Genomic DNA, 16,290 nt, shown 5'->3' with positions numbered 1-16,290 from the left:
TAGACACACAAGGTTGCGATTGACTTGTCAGTCACTATCTGGCGCTAATCGCGCGTCTGTGGATCGAGGGCGTCAGACCCGAGACCAAAGAACTACAAAAATTAGAAACGAGAGGAGCGGTACATGAAGAAGTCCACATTGGCGTTCGCCATCGCGGCTGGGGTTTTGGCCCAGCAAGCAGGCGCCGCTGGTTTTGTTGAAGACACCAAGGCATCCGTAAGTTCTCGGACCCTGTATTTTGATAACGATCAGCGTGAAGGCGGCGCTGACCAGCGCGAAACGGCCACCGGCCTGAAGTTCAACGTCCAGTCTGGTTTCACTGAAGGCACGGTCGGCTTTGGTATCGATGCCCAGGCATTGGTCGGCTTTCACCTAGATGGTGGCCGTGGTCATCACCCAGACAACAACTCCTTTGTTCCAAGCGACACCGACGGTTCGGCCGTGAGCAGCTGGAGCAGCGCGAGCGCCAACGTAAAAGCTCGTTTTTCCAAGACCGAGGCCCATCTGGGCGGGGCCCTGGCTCCGAACCTGCCGGTCGTGATCGCAAGCGATGGCCGTCTGCTGCCGCAAACCTTTGAAGGCGGCACCATCACCTCCAAAGAAATCGACAACGTGACGTTCAACGCCGGTCAACTTGAACACGCCACTGGCCGTGCCTCGAGCAACAGCACTGGCCTGTCGGTTGCAGGCGCCAGCCAGGAAAGCAACAAGTTCCGTTATGGCGGTGCTGACTGGAAGGTCACCAAAGACCTGACCCTGCAGTACTACTACGCCAACCTGGAAGACTTCTATAAGCAGCACTTCCTGGGTCTGGTTCACGTCTACCCGATCACCGAAGGTCAGTCGTTCAAAACCGACGTGCGCTACTTCGATAGCAGCTCCGACGGCAAGAACGGCCAGGCTGGCTACCAGTTCAACAACAATGGTGGTTATGCGAAGGACGCAGGCGAAGTCAATAACAAAACCTGGAGCGCCATGTTCACCTATAGCCTGGGTGGCAGTGCGTTCATGGTCGGTCATCAGCGTGTCAACGATGACGGCGGTTTCGTCTGGCTGAACCAGGGCGGTGTTGTCGACGGCAACGGTCGTAACGAAGGCGCCGGCGGTTCCAGCTTCTACCTCTTCACCGATAGCATGATCAACTCCTTCGTGCGTGCGGGTGAAAACACCACCTTCGGTCAGTACTCCTATGACTTCGCTGCATTGGGCGTTCCAGGTTTGAAAACCTCGATTGCTTACCTGCATGGCGACAACATCAAAGCCAAGAACGGTGGCAGTGACCAGTCCGAGTGGGAACGCGATATGCGTATCGACTACACCATTCAGCAGGGCGCTCTCAAAGGCTTTGGCACCACCCTGCGTCACGGTGTCTATCGCGGTAGCGGCACTGGCATTCAGGACCAGGACCAGACTCGTCTGATCTTCAACTACACTTACAGCTTCCTGTAAGAACCGTTGAGAAAAAACCTCGCGATAATTGCGAGGTTTTTTTTGCCCAGAAATTGGTCAATCAACGCACCGCTTCATATTCCTTTATGGTCTAAATAAATCGATATTTATTCTTTTTAAAATCTCATCGGCGCAGGCACAGTGGGTTGCATAAGCACTCATCAGGAGCCACACCATGAGCCTCAGACTGGGCGATATCGCCCCCGACTTTGAACAGGATTCCAGCGCCGGCAAGATTCGTTTCCACGAGTGGCTGGGCGATAGCTGGGGCGTGCTGTTTTCCCACCCGGCGGACTTCACCCCGGTGTGCACCACCGAACTGGGCTTCACCGCCAAGCTCAAGGATGAGTTCGCCAAGCGTGGGGTCAAGGCCATTGCCCTGTCGGTGGACCCGGTGGACTCCCACCACAAGTGGATCGAAGACATCAACGAAACCCAGAACACGATCGTCAACTTCCCGATCCTGGCCGATGCCGATCGCAAGGTCTCGGACCTTTACGACCTGATCCACCCCAATGCCAACGACACCCTGACCGTGCGTTCGCTGTTCGTGATCGACCCGAACAAAAAGATTCGCCTGACCATCACCTACCCGGCCAGCACCGGGCGCAACTTCCACGAAATCCTGCGGGTGATCGACTCCTTGCAACTGACCGATAACTACAAAGTCGCCACTCCGGCCAACTGGCAGGACGGTGATGAAGTGGTGATCGTGCCGTCGCTCAAGGATGAGGATGAGATCAAAAAGCGCTTTCCCAAGGGCTATCGCGCGGTCAAGCCGTATCTGCGGCTGACCCCACAACCCAACCGCTGAAGCTGATACTGCCATCGCGGGCAAGCCCGCTCCCACAGTTGACCGCATTCCCCTGTGGGAGCGGGCTTGCCCGCGATGGCGCCCGTACAAACGCTGCAAACATTGCATCAGAACCGACTCACATAGCAGGGGTTTTCAGGCCGTCTCGACGGCCTTTTTTTTCGCCTGATAAATGATTTTTCTTATATGCAATTTAAGAATAAACAAATGAAAAAATAAGATTTATAGATATATAAATCTGCTGATAAGGTCTGTTCCATCTTGGCGCCATCGCCGCACCGCGAACCGCCGACACTTGCTCAAGGAAACTCCCGATGCTGGTCGTAACACTTGGTGGCAGTCCCAGTCAGCGTTCCCGCTCCGGGGTCTTGCTGGATCACTCCCGGCGCTGGTTGCAGCAGCAAGGCGTGGAAGTGGTGAGTTATCAGGTACGGGACTTCCCGGCCGAAGATTTGCTGTATGCCCGCTTCGACAGCCCGAAGGTCCTCGACCTGCTGGCCCAGGTGGCCAATGCCGATGGTTTGCTGATCTCCACGCCGGTGTACAAGGCGTCGTTTTCCGGCGCGCTGAAAACCGTCCTCGACCTGCTGCCGGAACGCGCCCTGGCCCACAAAGTGGTATTGCCCATGGCCACCGGCGGCAGCATTGCCCACATGCTGGCGGTGGACTACGCCTTGAAGCCAGTGCTGTCGGCACTCAAAGCCCAGGAGCTGCTGCACGGAATTTTTGCCGAGGACAGCCAGATCGCCTATGGCGAAGGCAGTGCCCAGGCGCAGTTGGTGCCGATCCTTGAACAACGCTTGAGCGAAGCCCTGGAACAGTTCTACAGCGCCATGGCCCGCCGCCCGCAACCGCTGGACCCCCATGTGTTGAATGAACGTTTGTTGAGTGCTCGCTGGAGCATCTAAGCCACACCCGAATATAAGCCACACCCGAATACAAAACCCTCACCTTACTCAGCCGCCAACGGCCAAGCAGGTGCAGCCACAACCCTAATCGTCAATTTGGAGAGCGCCATGCGCACTATCATCTTGCGTCGGGGCCTGGTCGCACTGTTTGCTGCGGCTGTGTCCTTCGGCGCCATTGTTCAAGCCCAGGCCGCTGAAACCCTGCGGATCGGTTATCAGAAATACGGCACCCTGGTGCTGCTCAAGGCCAAGGGCACCCTGGAAAAACGCCTGGCCGACCAGGGCGTGACCGTGCAGTGGACCGAGTTTCCCGGTGGCCCGCAGTTGCTCGAAGGGCTGAATGTCGGCTCCATCGACTTTGGCGTCACCGGCGAAACCCCACCGGTGTTCGCCCAGGCCGCCGGTGCCGATCTGCTCTACGTCGCCTACGAACCGCCAGCGCCGACCAGCGAGGCCATCCTGGTACCCAAGGACTCGCCGATCAAATCGGTGGCCGAGCTCAAGGGCAAGAAAGTCGTGCTCAACAAAGGCTCCAACGTGCATTACCTGCTGGTGCGCGCCCTGGAAGACGCCGGCCTGAAATACACCGACGTACAGACCGTGTTCCTGCCGCCCGCCGACGCCCGTGCCGCCTTCGAACGAGGCAGTGTCGACGCCTGGGTCATCTGGGACCCGTACCAGGCGGCCGCCGAGCAACAACTGCAAGCCCGCACCCTACGTGACGCCACCGGCATTGCCGACAACCACCAGTTCTACCTGGCCACCAAGCCCTACACCGAAAAACATCCGGACGTGATCAAGGCGCTGGTGGAAGAAGTGCGTGCCGTAGGCGAATGGTCCAAGGCCAACCCCCAGGAAGTCACCCAACAAGTTGCGCCGCTGCTCGGCCTGCCGGCTGACATCACCCTGACCTCGGTCAAACGCCAGGGCTACGGCGCGCTGTTCCTGACCCCGGAAGTGGTCGCCGCGCAGCAGAAAATCGCTGACACCTTCTACCAGCTCAAATTGATTCCCAAGCCCTTGAGCATCAAGGACGTGATCTGGACGCCACCTGCGACCGTTGCCAAAGCGCCGTAATCCGACTTCTTCAGGAGACAACTCCATGAGCCTCAATATTTTCTGGTTCCTGCCCACCCACGGCGACGGCCATTACCTTGGCACCGCCGAAGGCGCTCGCGCCGTAGATCACGGTTATCTGCAGCAGGTGGCCCAGGCCGCTGATCGCCTGGGCTTTGGCGGGGTACTGATCCCCACCGGTCGTTCTTGCGAAGACTCGTGGCTGGTGGCCGCCTCGCTGATCCCGGTGACCCAGCGTCTGAAATTTTTGGTTGCCCTGCGCCCCGGCATCATTTCGCCGACGGTGGCGGCGCGTCAGGCAGCGACCCTGGACCGGCTGTCCGGTGGACGGGCGCTGTTCAACCTGGTGACCGGTGGTGATCCAGAAGAGCTGGCCGGTGATGGCCTGTTCCTCAGCCATGAGGAGCGCTACCAGGCCTCGGTGGAATTCACCCGCATCTGGCGGCGCGTGCTGGAAGGCGAAACCGTGGACTACGACGGCCAGCACATCAGCGTCAAAGGCGCCAAGTTGCTCTACCCGCCGATCCAGCAGCCACGCCCGCCGTTGTATTTCGGCGGTTCTTCCGAAGCGGCCCAGGACCTGGCAGCCGAACAAGTGGAAATGGTCCTGACCTGGGGCGAACCACCAGCGGCAGTCGCGGAAAAAATCCAGCAGGTACGGGTCAAGGCGGCCAAGCTTGGGCGCACCGTGCGCTTCGGTATTCGCTTGCATGTGATCGTGCGTGAAACCAACGAGGAGGCATGGAAAGCCGCCGACAAACTGATCTCCCATCTGGACGACGACACCATCGCACGTGCCCAGGCCTCGCTGTCGCGCTTTGATTCGGTTGGCCAGCAGCGCATGGCCGCCTTGCATGGAGGCAGTCGCGACAACCTCGAAGTCAGCCCCAACCTGTGGGCCGGCGTCGGCCTGGTACGCGGCGGCGCCGGCACGGCACTGGTGGGCGATGGGCCGACCGTGGCGGCGCGGGTCAAGGAGTACGCGGACCTGGGCATCGACACCTTTATTTTTTCCGGTTATCCACACCTGGAAGAGTCGTACCGGGTTGCAGAGTTGCTGTTCCCGCACCTGGATATCGAACGTCCCGAGCTGCCGAAAAGTGCCGGTTACGTCAGCCCGTTTGGCGAGATGGTGGCCAACGACATTCTTCCCAAAGCCGCGTCGCAGAGCTGAGGCGCCGTCATGAATAGTCAACGGATTCTGCATCGGCTGGCGCCTTGGGCACTGCCGATCCTGTTGCTGGCGGTGTGGCAGTTGTCGGTGTCGGCGGGCTGGCTGTCGACCCGGATTTTGCCGGCCCCCAGCGCAGTGATTGCGGCCGGCGTGCACCTGGTCAGTAGCGGTGAGATCTGGACCCACCTGGCCATCAGCGGCTGGCGCGCGGGCCTGGGTTTTGTGATCGGCGGCGGCATTGGCCTGGCCCTGGGTTTTATCACCGGCCTGTCGAAATGGGGCGAGCGCCTGCTGGACAGCTCGGTGCAGATGATTCGCAACGTGCCGCATCTGGCGCTGATCCCGCTGGTGATTTTGTGGTTCGGCATTGATGAGACGGCGAAGATTTTCCTGGTCGCCCTCGGCACGCTGTTCCCCATCTACCTCAACACCTATCACGGCATCCGCAACGTCGATCCGGCACTGGTGGAGATGGCGCGCAGTTATGGCTTGTCGGGGTTCAGCCTGTTTCGCCAGGTGATCCTGCCGGGCGCGTTGCCATCGATTCTGGTGGGGGTGCGTTTTGCCCTGGGCTTTATGTGGCTGACGCTGATCGTCGCGGAAACCATTTCCGCCAGCTCCGGTATCGGCTACCTGGCGATGAATGCCCGGGAGTTCCTGCAAACCGACGTGGTGGTGCTGGCGATTGTGCTGTACGCGGTGCTCGGCAAATTGGCGGACCTCGCGGCGCGTGGCCTGGAGCGGGTGTGGCTGCGCTGGCATCCGGCCTATCAAGTACACAAAGGAGGTGCGGCATGACCGCTCAACAACCTCCACGCCTGCTGCGGGGCATTCCGTTAGCGGTGCGCAAGCTGCGCAAGGCGTTCGGCACGCGGGAAGTCCTGCGCGAGATTGACCTGCACATCCCGGCGGGCCAGTTCGTGGCTGTAGTGGGCCGCAGTGGCTGTGGCAAAAGTACCTTGCTGCGCCTGCTGGCCGGCCTTGATAGCGCCAGCAGTGGCGAGTTGCTTGCAGGCTCTGCACCCCTGAGCGAAGCGCTCGAAGACACGCGGCTGATGTTCCAGGAAGCGCGCCTGCTGCCGTGGAAAAAGATCATCGATAACGTCGGCCTGGGCCTAAAAGGCAACTGGCGGCCCCAGGCGCTTGAGGCGCTGGAAGCGGTCGGCCTGGCCGAGCGCGCCGATGAATGGCCGGCGGCGTTGTCCGGTGGCCAGAAACAACGGGTGGCCCTGGCCCGCGCCCTGATTCACCAGCCGCGCCTGTTGCTGCTGGATGAGCCCTTGGGTGCGCTGGATGCCCTGACCCGCATCGAGATGCAGCAACTGATCGAAAACCTGTGGCGCAAGCACGGTTTTACCGTGTTGCTGGTGACCCATGACGTCAGCGAAGCCGTGGCCATTGCCGACCGGGTAATCCTGATCGAAGACGGCGAAATCGGCCTCGACCTGCATGTGGAACTGCCACGCCCGCGGGTCCGTGGCTCCCATCGCCTGGCGGCCCTGGAAACCGAAGTCCTCAACCGTGTGCTGTCACTGCCCGGTACGCCGCCGGAGCCGGAACCTGTTTCACCGTTGCCTACGCAATTGCGTTGGGCGCAATAACTCACTTGTCCCTTAAGGAGTAACACCATGACTATCAAAGCGATCAACGTGCGTAACCAGTTCAAAGGCACCATCAAGGAAATCGTCGAAGGCGACGTACTGTCGGAAATCGACGTGCAGACCGCGTCCGGCATCGTCACCTCCGTGATCACCACCCGCTCGGTGAAAGAGCTGGAGTTGGTGATTGGCAGTGAAGTGATTGCGTTTGTGAAGTCCACCGAGGTGTCGATCGCCAAGCTGTGATCGGCTTCAGACCGCTATCGCAGGCAAGCCAGCTCCCACATTTCGATCTGCGAATGCATTTAAAGTGTGGGAGCGGGCTTGCCCGCGAAGAGGCCGGCCCAGTCACCACAACCCTTATCGCTTAGGCAAAAACACCGGCAAATAAAGCCCCACATACGCATCAAACACCCGCATCCCTTCCTCCGCCATGCGCGGGGTGATCTGCCCATGCTGATGCACTGAGCGCGCGTAAACGCGGTCGCTTAGCTCCAGCGCCAGGGCAAACACGTCCACATCTGCCGGCAGCACCGGCACTTCAAAGTGGCGGTTGAACACTTGCAGCATCAAGTCTCCCAACTCCAGGTCATGCTGGCGGTCGGCCTGGGTCACTTCGGTGAGGCCGTGCTGGGCGAGAATCAATTGCCGGGCGGCGGCGTCGTTGCTGTAGATGGTCAGCATACGCAGCTCCACCACGCGCGACAGGTCGCGCCAGTGATGCAGGCTGTCGTGGTCGATGGGGGCTTGTAGCGCGGCGCGGAATGCGGCGTGTACGTCAGCCGTCAATGCTTCGAGCAAGGCCGGTACGCTGGCGAAAAAGTGATACACCGATGACGGCGGAATCTGCGCCCGTTCGGCCACGCTGTAGATCGACAGGCTGGCCACGCCTTCGGCTGCCAGCAAGGTGCGGGCGGCGTCGAGGATCGCGTCGATCCGGGCCTGGCTGCGGGCGCGGGGTTTGCGAGGGGCGGCGGGGCGGGTGGTCATGGAAGTCTCCTACAAGGCAGAGCGCATTGTACGCAGAGATCCATATCGGTACAGATAGGGCTTGTTGTGGGGAGCAGGTTTGTTTGTGGTGAGTGGGCCTGTCTGTGGCTAGGGCTTGTTTGTGGTGAGTGGGCCTGTTGTGGCTAGGGCTTGTTTGTGGTGAGTGGGCTTGTTGTGGCTAGGGCTTGTCTGTGGCGAGCGGGCTTGCCCCGCGCTGGGCTGCGAAGCGGCCCTCATTCAAAAACACCGCGATGCATCTGATGCATCGCGGTGTTTGTTTTGGGGCTGCTTCGCAGCCCAGCGCGGGGCAAGCCCGCTCGCCACAGACAAGCCTGCTCACCACAAGCAAGCCCGCTCACCACAATCCGTTTACACGGTATGCAGGTACCAGTTGTACTCAAGGTCGGAGATGGAGTGTTCGAACTCCTCCAGCTCGCTTTCCTTGCAGGCGACGAAGATATCGATGTATTTCGGATCGATGTACTTGGCCATCACCTCGCTGTCGTCCAACTCGCGCAGTGCGTCACGCAGGTTGTTCGGCAGGCTTTGCTCGTTCTGCTCGTAGCTGTTGCCTTCCACCGGTGCGCCAGGTTCGATCTTGTTGGTCAGACCGTGGTGCACGCCCGCCAGGACCGAAGCCATCAGCAGGTAAGGGTTGGCATCGGCGCCGGCCACGCGGTGTTCGATACGTACCGCGTCGGACGAGCCGGTAGGGACGCGAATCGCCACGGTGCGGTTGTCCAGGCCCCAGCACGGCGAGTTCGGCACGTAGAACTGTGCGCCGAAACGACGGTAGGAGTTGACGTTGGGGCACAGGAAAGCCATTTGTGCAGGCAGGGTCTCCAGCACACCGCCGATCGCGTGACGCAATGCGGCGTTCTGCTCGGGATCCTCGCTGGCAAAGATGTTCTTGCCTTCTTTGTCCAGGATCGAAATATGCACGTGCAAACCGTTGCCTGCCTGGCCCGGGTAAGGCTTGGCCATGAAGGTGGTGTCCATCTCATGGTCGTAGGCAATGTTCTTGATCAAACGCTTTAGCAGTACCGCGTAGTCGCATGCCTTGATCGGGTCGGCGACGTGGTGCAGGTTCACTTCGAACTGCGCCGGGGCACTTTCCTTGACGATGGCGTCGGCCGGGATGCCTTGCTCTTTGGCACCTTCCAGAATGTCCTGGAGGCAGTCGACGTATTCGTCGAGGTCGTCGATCAGGTAGACCTGTGTCGAGTGCGGGCGTTTGCCGGAAATCGGCGAGCGGGGAGGTTGTGGGCGGCCGTTCACGTTCTCCTGGTCGATCAGGTAGAACTCAAGCTCGAAGGCTGCGCAGATGGTCAGGCCCATATCGTCAAACTTGGTTACAACTTGGCGGAGCACTTCGCGCGGATCGGCGAAGAAAGGTTCACCTTCAAGTTCGTGCATGGTCATCAGCAGTTGCGCGGTAGGGCGCTTTTGCCAGGGTTCATTGCACAGGGTATCGGGGATTGGATAACAGATTCGGTCAGCATCACCGATGTCCAGACCCAGGCCGGTGCTTTCCACCGTCGAGCCATTGATATCCAGGGCAAATAAAGAGGCAGGCAAGTTGATGCCTTTCTCGTAAACCTTGTGGAGGCTGGTGCGTTCGATGCGCTTACCGCGCACCACACCATTCATATCCGCAATTAGAAGGTCTACGTACAGAACCTCAGGATGATCCTTAAGGAACGCGTTCGCTTCGTTAAGCTGAACGGCACGCGGGGGTACCGACATGATGCAACACCTTTGTTGTTAAAAATATCAATCATTGATCTTTTCTGGTTTCAGTCAACCCGAACGGCATGCCGAAGTCAAGCGAGGCCTTTTTTGCCCTAAAAAAGCGCCTTGAGGGCTTTTTTGCGGCTTTTTTGGGCAGTTTTATCGGTTTGCCCGGCTTGGGACTGGCAGGCTTGAGCGGGCCGTGTTGTATTTTTTACGGGGGTGTTGTGTAAAAAAATGAACAAGGCTAAGCTCGATTCAAACCCATAACAGCAATAATACCGGGGTGCTTCATGTCTGGCCTGCCGTTAATCGGCGTCACCGCCTGCTCCAAACAGGTTGGTCTGCATGCTTATCACATCAGTGGCGACAAATACGTCCGCGCCGTGGCCATCGCTGCCAAGGGCCTGCCATTGATTATTCCGTCCCTGGCGGACCTGTTCGAACCGGCCAATATTCTTGACGGTCTGGACGGCATTCTCTTTACCGGCTCCCCTTCCAATATCGAACCCCATCATTATGACGGTCCGGCCAGCGCGCCAGGGACTGCCCATGATCCTGCCCGTGACCAGAGCACCCTGGCGCTGATTCGCGCCGCGATTGCCGCAGGCGTGCCGGTGCTGGGGATCTGCCGGGGCTTCCAGGAAATGAACGTGGCCCTGGGCGGCAGCCTGCACCAGAAGGTTCATGAGTTGCCGGGTATGCTCGACCACCGCGAAGACGATACCCAGCCGCTGGAAGTCCAGTACGGCCCGGCGCACTCCGTGGCGATCAGCTCGGGTGGCGTATTGGCGAGTCTGGGCTTGCCGGACACGATCCAGGTCAACTCGATCCACAGCCAGGGCGTTGACCGCCTGGCGCCCGGCCTGCAGGTCGAAGCGAGCGCGCCGGACGGCCTGATCGAGGCTTTTTCGCTCAAACAGGGCAAGGCTTTTGCAGACGCTTTTGCATTAGGAGTGCAATGGCACCCTGAATGGCAGGTAAGCTCCAACCCGTACTACCTCGCGATCTTCCAGGCATTTGGCGATGCCTGCCGAACGCGGGCGAAACAAAGAGACGCGCACGCGTCAAACAACGCCTGACCTTTAATGGATGTCAGGAAACCCAGCCCAGAGGCATTTATGAGTAACAACCTCGACCAGCTCACCGATTGGTTGAAAGACCACAAGATCACAGAAGTCGAATGCATGATTGGCGACCTCACGGGGATCACCCGGGGCAAGATCTCGCCGACCAACAAGTTCATCGCCGAAAAAGGCATGCGCCTGCCCGAGAGCGTTCTGTTGCAGACCGTGACCGGCGACTATGTCGAAGACGACATCTATTACGAACTGCTCGACCCGGCCGACATCGACATGATCTGCCGCCCCGACCAGAACGCCGTGTTCCTCGTGCCCTGGGCCATCGAGCCCACCGCCCAGGTGATCCACGACACCTACGACAAGCAAGGCAACCCGATCGAGCTGTCGCCGCGCAACGTACTCAAGAAAGTCCTCAAGCTCTACGCCGACAAAGGCTGGCAGCCCATCGTGGCGCCGGAGATGGAGTTCTACCTGACCAAGCGCTGCGAAGACCCGGACTTCCCGCTGCAACCGCCGATTGGCCGCTCTGGCCGCCCGGAAACCGGTCGCCAGTCCTTCTCTATAGAAGCGGCCAACGAATTCGACCCGTTGTTCGAAGACGTCTATGACTGGTGCGAGCTGCAAGAGCTGGACCTCGACACCCTGATCCACGAGGACGGCACGGCGCAGATGGAAATCAACTTCCGTCACGGCGATGCCCTGTCCCTGGCCGACCAGATCCTGGTGTTCAAGCGCACCATGCGTGAAGCCGCGCTCAAGCACAACGTGGCCGCCACCTTCATGGCCAAGCCCATGACCGGTGAGCCGGGCAGCGCCATGCACCTGCACCAGAGCATCATCGACATCGCCACCGGCAAGAACGTGTTCTCCAATGAGGACGGTTCCAAGAGCGAGCTGTTCCTGCACCACATCGGCGGCCTGCAGAAGTTCATCCCCGAGCTGCTGCCGCTGTTCGCGCCCAACGTCAACTCGTTCCGCCGCTTCCTGCCCGACACCTCGGCGCCGGTGAACGTGGAGTGGGGCGAAGAAAACCGCACCGTCGGCCTGCGCGTACCGGATGCCGGCCCGCAGAACCGTCGCGTGGAAAACCGCCTGCCTGGCGCCGATGCCAACCCTTACCTGGCGATCGCCGCCAGCCTGCTGTGTGGCTATATCGGCATGGTCGAAGGCATCAGCCCAAGCGCGCCTGTTGTGGGGCGTGGTTACGAGCGGCGCAACCTGCGCCTGCCGTTGACCATCGAAGACGCGCTGGAACGCATGGAAAACAGCAAGACCATCGAGAAATACCTGGGTCACAAATTCATCACTGGCTACGTCGCGGTCAAGCGGGCCGAGCATGAAAACTTCAAGCGCGTGATCAGTTCGTGGGAGCGGGAATTCCTGCTCTTCGCCGTCTGATGCGCCGGGTGCGGCCGGGATACGCCGCACCTTCACCTACCTATTGGAGATTGGTATGTCCAGCAACAACCCGCAAACCCGTGAATGGCAAGCCCTGAGCAACGAGCATCACCTGGCACCGTTCAGCGACTTCAAGCAGTTGAAAGAGAAAGGCCCGCGCATCATCACCAACGCCAAGGGCGTGTACCTGTGGGACAGCGAAGGCAACAAGATCCTCGACGGCATGGCCGGCCTGTGGTGCGTGGCCATCGGTTATGGCCGCGACGAGCTGGCTGACGCCGCTGCCAAGCAGATGAAACAACTGTCTTACTACAACCTGTTCTTCCAGACCGCCCACCCGCCGGTGCTGGAACTGGCCAAGGCCATCGCCGATATCGCCCCCGCCGGCATGAACCATGTGTTCTTCACCGGTTCCGGCTCCGAAGGCAACGACACCATGTTGCGCATGGTCCGCCACTACTGGGCGATCAAGGGCCAGCCAAACAAGAAAACCATCATCAGCCGCAAGAATGGCTACCACGGCTCTACCGTGGCCGGCGCGAGCCTGGGCGGCATGACCTATATGCACGAGCAGGGCGACTTGCCGATCCCGGGCATCGTGCATATCGCTCAGCCGTACTGGTTTGGCGAAGGCGGCGACATGAGCCCCGAAGAGTTCGGGATCTGGGCGGCCAACCAACTGGAAGAGAAAATTCTGGAAGTCGGCGTGGACAACGTCGGTGCCTTTATTGCCGAGCCGATCCAGGGCGCCGGCGGCGTGATTGTGCCGCCAGCGACCTACTGGCCGCGCATCAAGGAAATCCTCGCCAAGTACGACATCCTGTTTGTCGCCGACGAAGTGATCTGCGGCTTTGGCCGTACCGGTGAGTGGTTCGGTAGCGATTTCTACGATCTCAAGCCGGACATGATGACCATCGCCAAGGGCCTGACCTCGGGCTACATCCCCATGGGCGGCCTGATCGTGCGCGACGAAGTGGTGGCAGTGCTCAACGAAGGTGGCGATTTCAACCACGGCTTCACCTACTCCGGGCACCCGGTGGCGGCTGCGGTGGCCCTGGAAAACATCCGCATCATGCGCGATGAGAAAATTGTCAGCCGTGTACATGACGAAACGGCACCGTATTTGCAAAAGCGTCTACGCGAGCTGGCGGATCATCCGTTGGTGGGCGAAGTCCGTGGTGTCGGCATGTTGGGTGCGATCGAGCTGGTGCAGGACAAGGCCACGCGCAAGCGTTACGAAGGCAAGGGCGTGGGCATGATCTGCCGCACCTTCTGCTTCGAGAATGGCCTGATCATGCGCGCCGTGGGCGACACCATGATCATTTCGCCGCCGCTGGTGATCAGCAAGGCCGAGATTGACGAGCTGGTGACCAAGGCTCGCCAGTGCCTGGACCTGACTTTGGCGGCATTGCAGGGCTAAGTGCTAGGCTCAGAATGCAGCGGCTTGCGGCTGTTGCATTCGGGCAATGATAAATGCGGGGCTTTGGTTGAAAGCCGGCCCCTGAACTTGCCAGACTGTCGCCCTGTTTTGTTGCCCTTCGACGGGCCATGAAACGTAGAAAAATGTGGCCCAAAAAAGAAAAAATTGGAGCATGACCGAATGAAGGCATTAGGTTTGAAGAACGCTGGCAAGACCCTCCTGGCCTTGTCCCTGATGGGCGTGATGGCGGGCGCGGCCCAGGCGGACAGCAAAGTACTGCATGTCTATAACTGGTCCGACTACATTGCACCGGACACCATTGCCAACTTTGAGAAAGAGTCCGGCATCAAAGTGGTGTACGACGTTTTCGACAGCAACGAAACCCTGGAAGCCAAGCTGTTGGCGGGCAAGTCCGGCTACGACATCGTCGTACCGTCGAACAACTTCCTGGCCAAGCAGATCAAGGCCGGTGTGTACCAGGAGCTGGACAAGTCCAAGCTGCCAAACTGGAAAAACCTCGATACCGACCTGCTCAAGGCCGTGGGCGATGCCAGTGACAAAGGCAACCTGCACGCATTCCCGTACATGTGGGGCACCATCGGCATCGGTTACAACCCGGACAAGGTCAAGGCTGCGCTGGGCGTAGACAAGATCGACTCGTGGGACGTGCTGTTCAAACCCGAGAACATCGAGAAACTCAAAAGCTGTGGCGTGAGCTTCCTCGACTCGCCAACCGAAATGATCCCGGTGGCCCTGCACTACCTGGGTTACCCGACCGACAGCCAGGACAAGAAGCAACTGGCTGAAGCCGAAGCACTGTTCCTCAAGATCCGTCCTTCGGTGGGCTACTTCCACTCCTCCAAGTACATCTCGGACCTGGCCAACGGCAACATCTGCGTAGCCGTGGGTTATTCGGGTGACCTGGAACAATCCAAGTCCCGCGCGGCTGAAGCCGGCGGCAAGGTCAAGGTTTCCTATGCCATTCCCAAGGAAGGCGCAGGCAGCTTCTACGACATGGTCGCTATCCCTAAAGATGCCGAGAACCTGGACGCCGCCTACCAGTTCATGAACTACCTGATGAAGCCTGAAGTCATGGCGGCAATCACTAACAGCGTACGTTTCCCGAACGGTAACAAGGCCGCCACGCCGCTGGTGAACAAGGATATCTCGGGCGATCCGAGCATCTATCCGTCGGATGATGTGAAGGCCAAGCTGTATGCAATCAGCGATCTGCCAGCCGCGACCCAGCGTCTGCTGACGCGCAGCTGGACCAAAATCAAATCGGGTAAATAAGCACGAACCTGTAGGAGCGAGCTTGCTCGCGAAAAACTCAAATGCGCCGCGGGGTGCCTGATGCCCCGCGTTATCGTTGACGACCTTCGCGAGCAAGCTCGCTCCTACAAAAAATTAAATGACAGAAAGTTTTGCCGGATCGGTTTATCGAGGGTAAGTTGCGCGCCGGTTTTGTTGCCGGGCAACAACTTCGGGCCCAACTATTTAAGAGGACCTCCACTTGCCAATTTCTTTATTTCGCAAAGCCTTGCTGGTAGGGGCGGGCCTCACGTTGGCAGTCAGCGTGCAGGCAGCTTCCACCGTGCATGTTTATAACTGGTCGGACTACATCGGCCCCGACACCCTGGCCAACTTTGAAAAGGCCACCGGCATCAAGCCGGTCTACGACGTGTTCGATTCCAACGAAACCCTGGAAGGCAAGTTGCTGGCCGGGCGCACCGGGTATGACGTGGTGGTGCCGTCCAACCACTTCCTGGGCAAGCAGATCAAGGCGGGCGCGTTCCAGAAGATCGACAAGTCGTTGCTCGGCAACTACGCCAATCTCGACCCGGCGCTGCTCAAGCGCCTGGAAAAGAACGACCCGGGCAACCAATACGCGGTGCCGTACCTGTGGGGCACCAACGGCATTGGCTACAACGTCGATAAAGTGAAGGAAGTGCTGGGCGTCGACAAGATCGACTCCTGGGCCGTGCTGTTCGAGCCACAAAACATGAAGAAGCTGGCCAGCTGCGGTGTGTCCTTCATGGACTCGGCCGATGAAATGCTGCCGGCGGTGCTCAACTACATGGGCCTGGACCCGAACAGCACCAACCCGGCTGACTATAAAAAGGCCGAGGAAAAACTCCTGAAAGTGCGGCCCTACGTGACCTACTTCCACTCATCCAAATACATCTCGGACCTGGCCAACGGCAATATCTGCGTGGCTGCGGGCTTCTCCGGCGATGTGTTCCAGGCCAAGGCCCGGGCGGCCGAGGCTGGCAAGGGCGTGAACATCGCCTACGCGATTCCCAAGGAAGGCGGCAACCTGTGGTTTGACGTGCTGGCGATCCCCAAGGACTCGACCAACGTCAAAGAGGCCCACGCCTTCATCAACTATCTACTGCAACCTGAAGTGATCGCTCAGGTCAGTGATTACGTCGGCTACGCCAACCCTAACCCAGGGGCGGACACGCTGATGGAGCAATCGATACGCACCGACGAAGCGGTTTATCCACCGCAGGCGGTTCTCGACCGGACGTTTGTCAACTTCGAGCTACCCCCGAAAGTGCAACGCTTGATGACCCGTAGCTGGACCAAGGTCAAGACGGGCAAGTAAGGCTAAAACTATCCAACGTTCGTCCGTATTGGACGTTCTGC

At 59.4% G+C, this 16,290-nt stretch carries 15 protein-coding genes; 13 read left to right on the top strand and 2 right to left on the bottom strand.

What is annotated here, in order from left to right; all coding sequences use genetic code 11:
• The first annotated feature begins 123 nt into the window (after positions 1–123).
• The 8 genes from C5F71_RS11355 to C5F71_RS11320 all read left to right on the top strand — a co-directional run bounded on the left by C5F71_RS11355 (position 124) and on the right by C5F71_RS11320 (position 7,266).
• A complete protein-coding gene (locus C5F71_RS11355) occupies positions 124–1,449 on the top strand; it encodes an OprD family outer membrane porin (RefSeq protein ID WP_029289480.1) in 1,326 nt (441 codons plus the stop codon).
• Positions 1,450–1,624: 175 nt separating this feature from the next.
• Positions 1,625–2,263 (top strand): peroxiredoxin, encoded by a 639-nt coding sequence (locus tag C5F71_RS11350; RefSeq protein WP_104911155.1) that lies wholly within the window; start codon positions 1,625–1,627, stop codon positions 2,261–2,263.
• Positions 2,264–2,577: 314 nt separating this feature from the next.
• Positions 2,578–3,171: an NADPH-dependent FMN reductase gene (ssuE, locus tag C5F71_RS11345; RefSeq protein ID WP_104911154.1), complete on the top strand. Its 594-nt coding sequence runs from the start codon at positions 2,578–2,580 to the stop codon at positions 3,169–3,171.
• Positions 3,172–3,279: 108 nt separating this feature from the next.
• Entirely contained in the window at positions 3,280–4,248 is a 969-nt protein-coding gene (locus C5F71_RS11340; protein WP_029289474.1) for a sulfonate ABC transporter substrate-binding protein, read from the top strand.
• 25 nt (positions 4,249–4,273) lie between these two features.
• Entirely contained in the window at positions 4,274–5,422 is a 1,149-nt protein-coding gene (ssuD, locus tag C5F71_RS11335; RefSeq protein WP_029289471.1) for an FMNH2-dependent alkanesulfonate monooxygenase, read from the top strand.
• Positions 5,423–5,431: 9 nt separating this feature from the next.
• Positions 5,432–6,220, top strand: coding sequence for an aliphatic sulfonate ABC transporter permease SsuC (gene ssuC / locus C5F71_RS11330; protein WP_029289469.1), 789 nt, complete (start codon positions 5,432–5,434; stop codon positions 6,218–6,220).
• On the top strand, positions 6,217–7,023 hold the full coding sequence (gene ssuB / locus C5F71_RS11325; protein WP_104911153.1) for an aliphatic sulfonates ABC transporter ATP-binding protein: 807 nt from the start codon (positions 6,217–6,219) through the stop codon (positions 7,021–7,023). Before ssuC ends, ssuB begins: the two co-directional genes overlap by 4 nt.
• A 27-nt stretch (positions 7,024–7,050) precedes the next feature.
• Entirely contained in the window at positions 7,051–7,266 is a 216-nt protein-coding gene (locus C5F71_RS11320) for a molybdopterin-binding protein (RefSeq protein WP_003213899.1), read from the top strand.
• A 114-nt stretch (positions 7,267–7,380) separates the two neighbouring features.
• Here C5F71_RS11320 and C5F71_RS11315 read toward each other — a convergent pair whose 3' ends face one another.
• Together C5F71_RS11315 and C5F71_RS11310 are read right to left on the bottom strand one after the other, a co-directional pair.
• Positions 7,381–8,010, bottom strand: a complete 630-nt coding sequence (locus C5F71_RS11315) for a TetR/AcrR family transcriptional regulator (protein ID WP_029289463.1) — start codon at positions 8,008–8,010, stop codon at positions 7,381–7,383.
• Positions 8,011–8,379: 369 nt separating this feature from the next.
• Complete coding sequence (locus C5F71_RS11310; protein WP_029289461.1) at positions 8,380–9,756, bottom strand: glutamine synthetase family protein; 1,377 nt, start codon at positions 9,754–9,756, stop codon at positions 8,380–8,382.
• Positions 9,757–10,034: 278 nt separating this feature from the next.
• Between C5F71_RS11310 and C5F71_RS11305 the strand changes: the two genes are divergently transcribed.
• From C5F71_RS11305 to C5F71_RS11285, 5 genes are all read left to right on the top strand, one after another.
• Positions 10,035–10,823, top strand: a complete 789-nt coding sequence (locus C5F71_RS11305; RefSeq protein ID WP_104911152.1) for a gamma-glutamyl-gamma-aminobutyrate hydrolase family protein — start codon at positions 10,035–10,037, stop codon at positions 10,821–10,823.
• Between the two features lie 39 nt (positions 10,824–10,862).
• Positions 10,863–12,221, top strand: coding sequence for a glutamine synthetase family protein (locus tag C5F71_RS11300; RefSeq protein WP_029289457.1), 1,359 nt, complete (start codon positions 10,863–10,865; stop codon positions 12,219–12,221).
• A 55-nt stretch (positions 12,222–12,276) separates the two neighbouring features.
• Entirely contained in the window at positions 12,277–13,641 is a 1,365-nt protein-coding gene (locus C5F71_RS11295) for an aspartate aminotransferase family protein (RefSeq protein WP_104911151.1), read from the top strand.
• A gap of 195 nt (positions 13,642–13,836) precedes the next feature.
• Positions 13,837–14,934: a polyamine ABC transporter substrate-binding protein gene (locus C5F71_RS11290; RefSeq protein ID WP_104912613.1), complete on the top strand. Its 1,098-nt coding sequence runs from the start codon at positions 13,837–13,839 to the stop codon at positions 14,932–14,934.
• A gap of 220 nt (positions 14,935–15,154) precedes the next feature.
• Complete coding sequence (locus C5F71_RS11285; protein ID WP_029289451.1) at positions 15,155–16,249, top strand: polyamine ABC transporter substrate-binding protein; 1,095 nt, start codon at positions 15,155–15,157, stop codon at positions 16,247–16,249.
• Positions 16,250–16,290: the final 41 nt, after the last annotated feature.

Origin of the sequence: Pseudomonas sp. LG1D9 (assembly GCF_002949995.1) — a bacterium.
Lineage (GTDB): Bacteria > Pseudomonadota > Gammaproteobacteria > Pseudomonadales > Pseudomonadaceae > Aquipseudomonas > Aquipseudomonas proteolytica.
The sequence above is the reverse complement of the archived record's forward strand: the minus strand, read 5'-3'. Positions and strand labels throughout refer to the sequence as shown.

Coding starts and splice junctions, on each gene's coding strand:
- C5F71_RS11355 (WP_029289480.1), top strand. CDS start 124: ATGAAGAAGTCCACATTGGCGTTCGCCATCGCGGCTGGGGTTTTGGCC.
- C5F71_RS11350 (WP_104911155.1), top strand. CDS start 1,625: ATGAGCCTCAGACTGGGCGATATCGCCCCCGACTTTGAACAGGATTCC.
- ssuE (WP_104911154.1), top strand. CDS start 2,578: ATGCTGGTCGTAACACTTGGTGGCAGTCCCAGTCAGCGTTCCCGCTCC.
- C5F71_RS11340 (WP_029289474.1), top strand. CDS start 3,280: ATGCGCACTATCATCTTGCGTCGGGGCCTGGTCGCACTGTTTGCTGCG.
- ssuD (WP_029289471.1), top strand. CDS start 4,274: ATGAGCCTCAATATTTTCTGGTTCCTGCCCACCCACGGCGACGGCCAT.
- ssuC (WP_029289469.1), top strand. CDS start 5,432: ATGAATAGTCAACGGATTCTGCATCGGCTGGCGCCTTGGGCACTGCCG.
- ssuB (WP_104911153.1), top strand. CDS start 6,217: ATGACCGCTCAACAACCTCCACGCCTGCTGCGGGGCATTCCGTTAGCG.
- C5F71_RS11320 (WP_003213899.1), top strand. CDS start 7,051: ATGACTATCAAAGCGATCAACGTGCGTAACCAGTTCAAAGGCACCATC.
- C5F71_RS11315 (WP_029289463.1), bottom strand. CDS start 8,010: ATGACCACCCGCCCCGCCGCCCCTCGCAAACCCCGCGCCCGCAGCCAG.
- C5F71_RS11310 (WP_029289461.1), bottom strand. CDS start 9,756: ATGTCGGTACCCCCGCGTGCCGTTCAGCTTAACGAAGCGAACGCGTTC.
- C5F71_RS11305 (WP_104911152.1), top strand. CDS start 10,035: ATGTCTGGCCTGCCGTTAATCGGCGTCACCGCCTGCTCCAAACAGGTT.
- C5F71_RS11300 (WP_029289457.1), top strand. CDS start 10,863: ATGAGTAACAACCTCGACCAGCTCACCGATTGGTTGAAAGACCACAAG.
- C5F71_RS11295 (WP_104911151.1), top strand. CDS start 12,277: ATGTCCAGCAACAACCCGCAAACCCGTGAATGGCAAGCCCTGAGCAAC.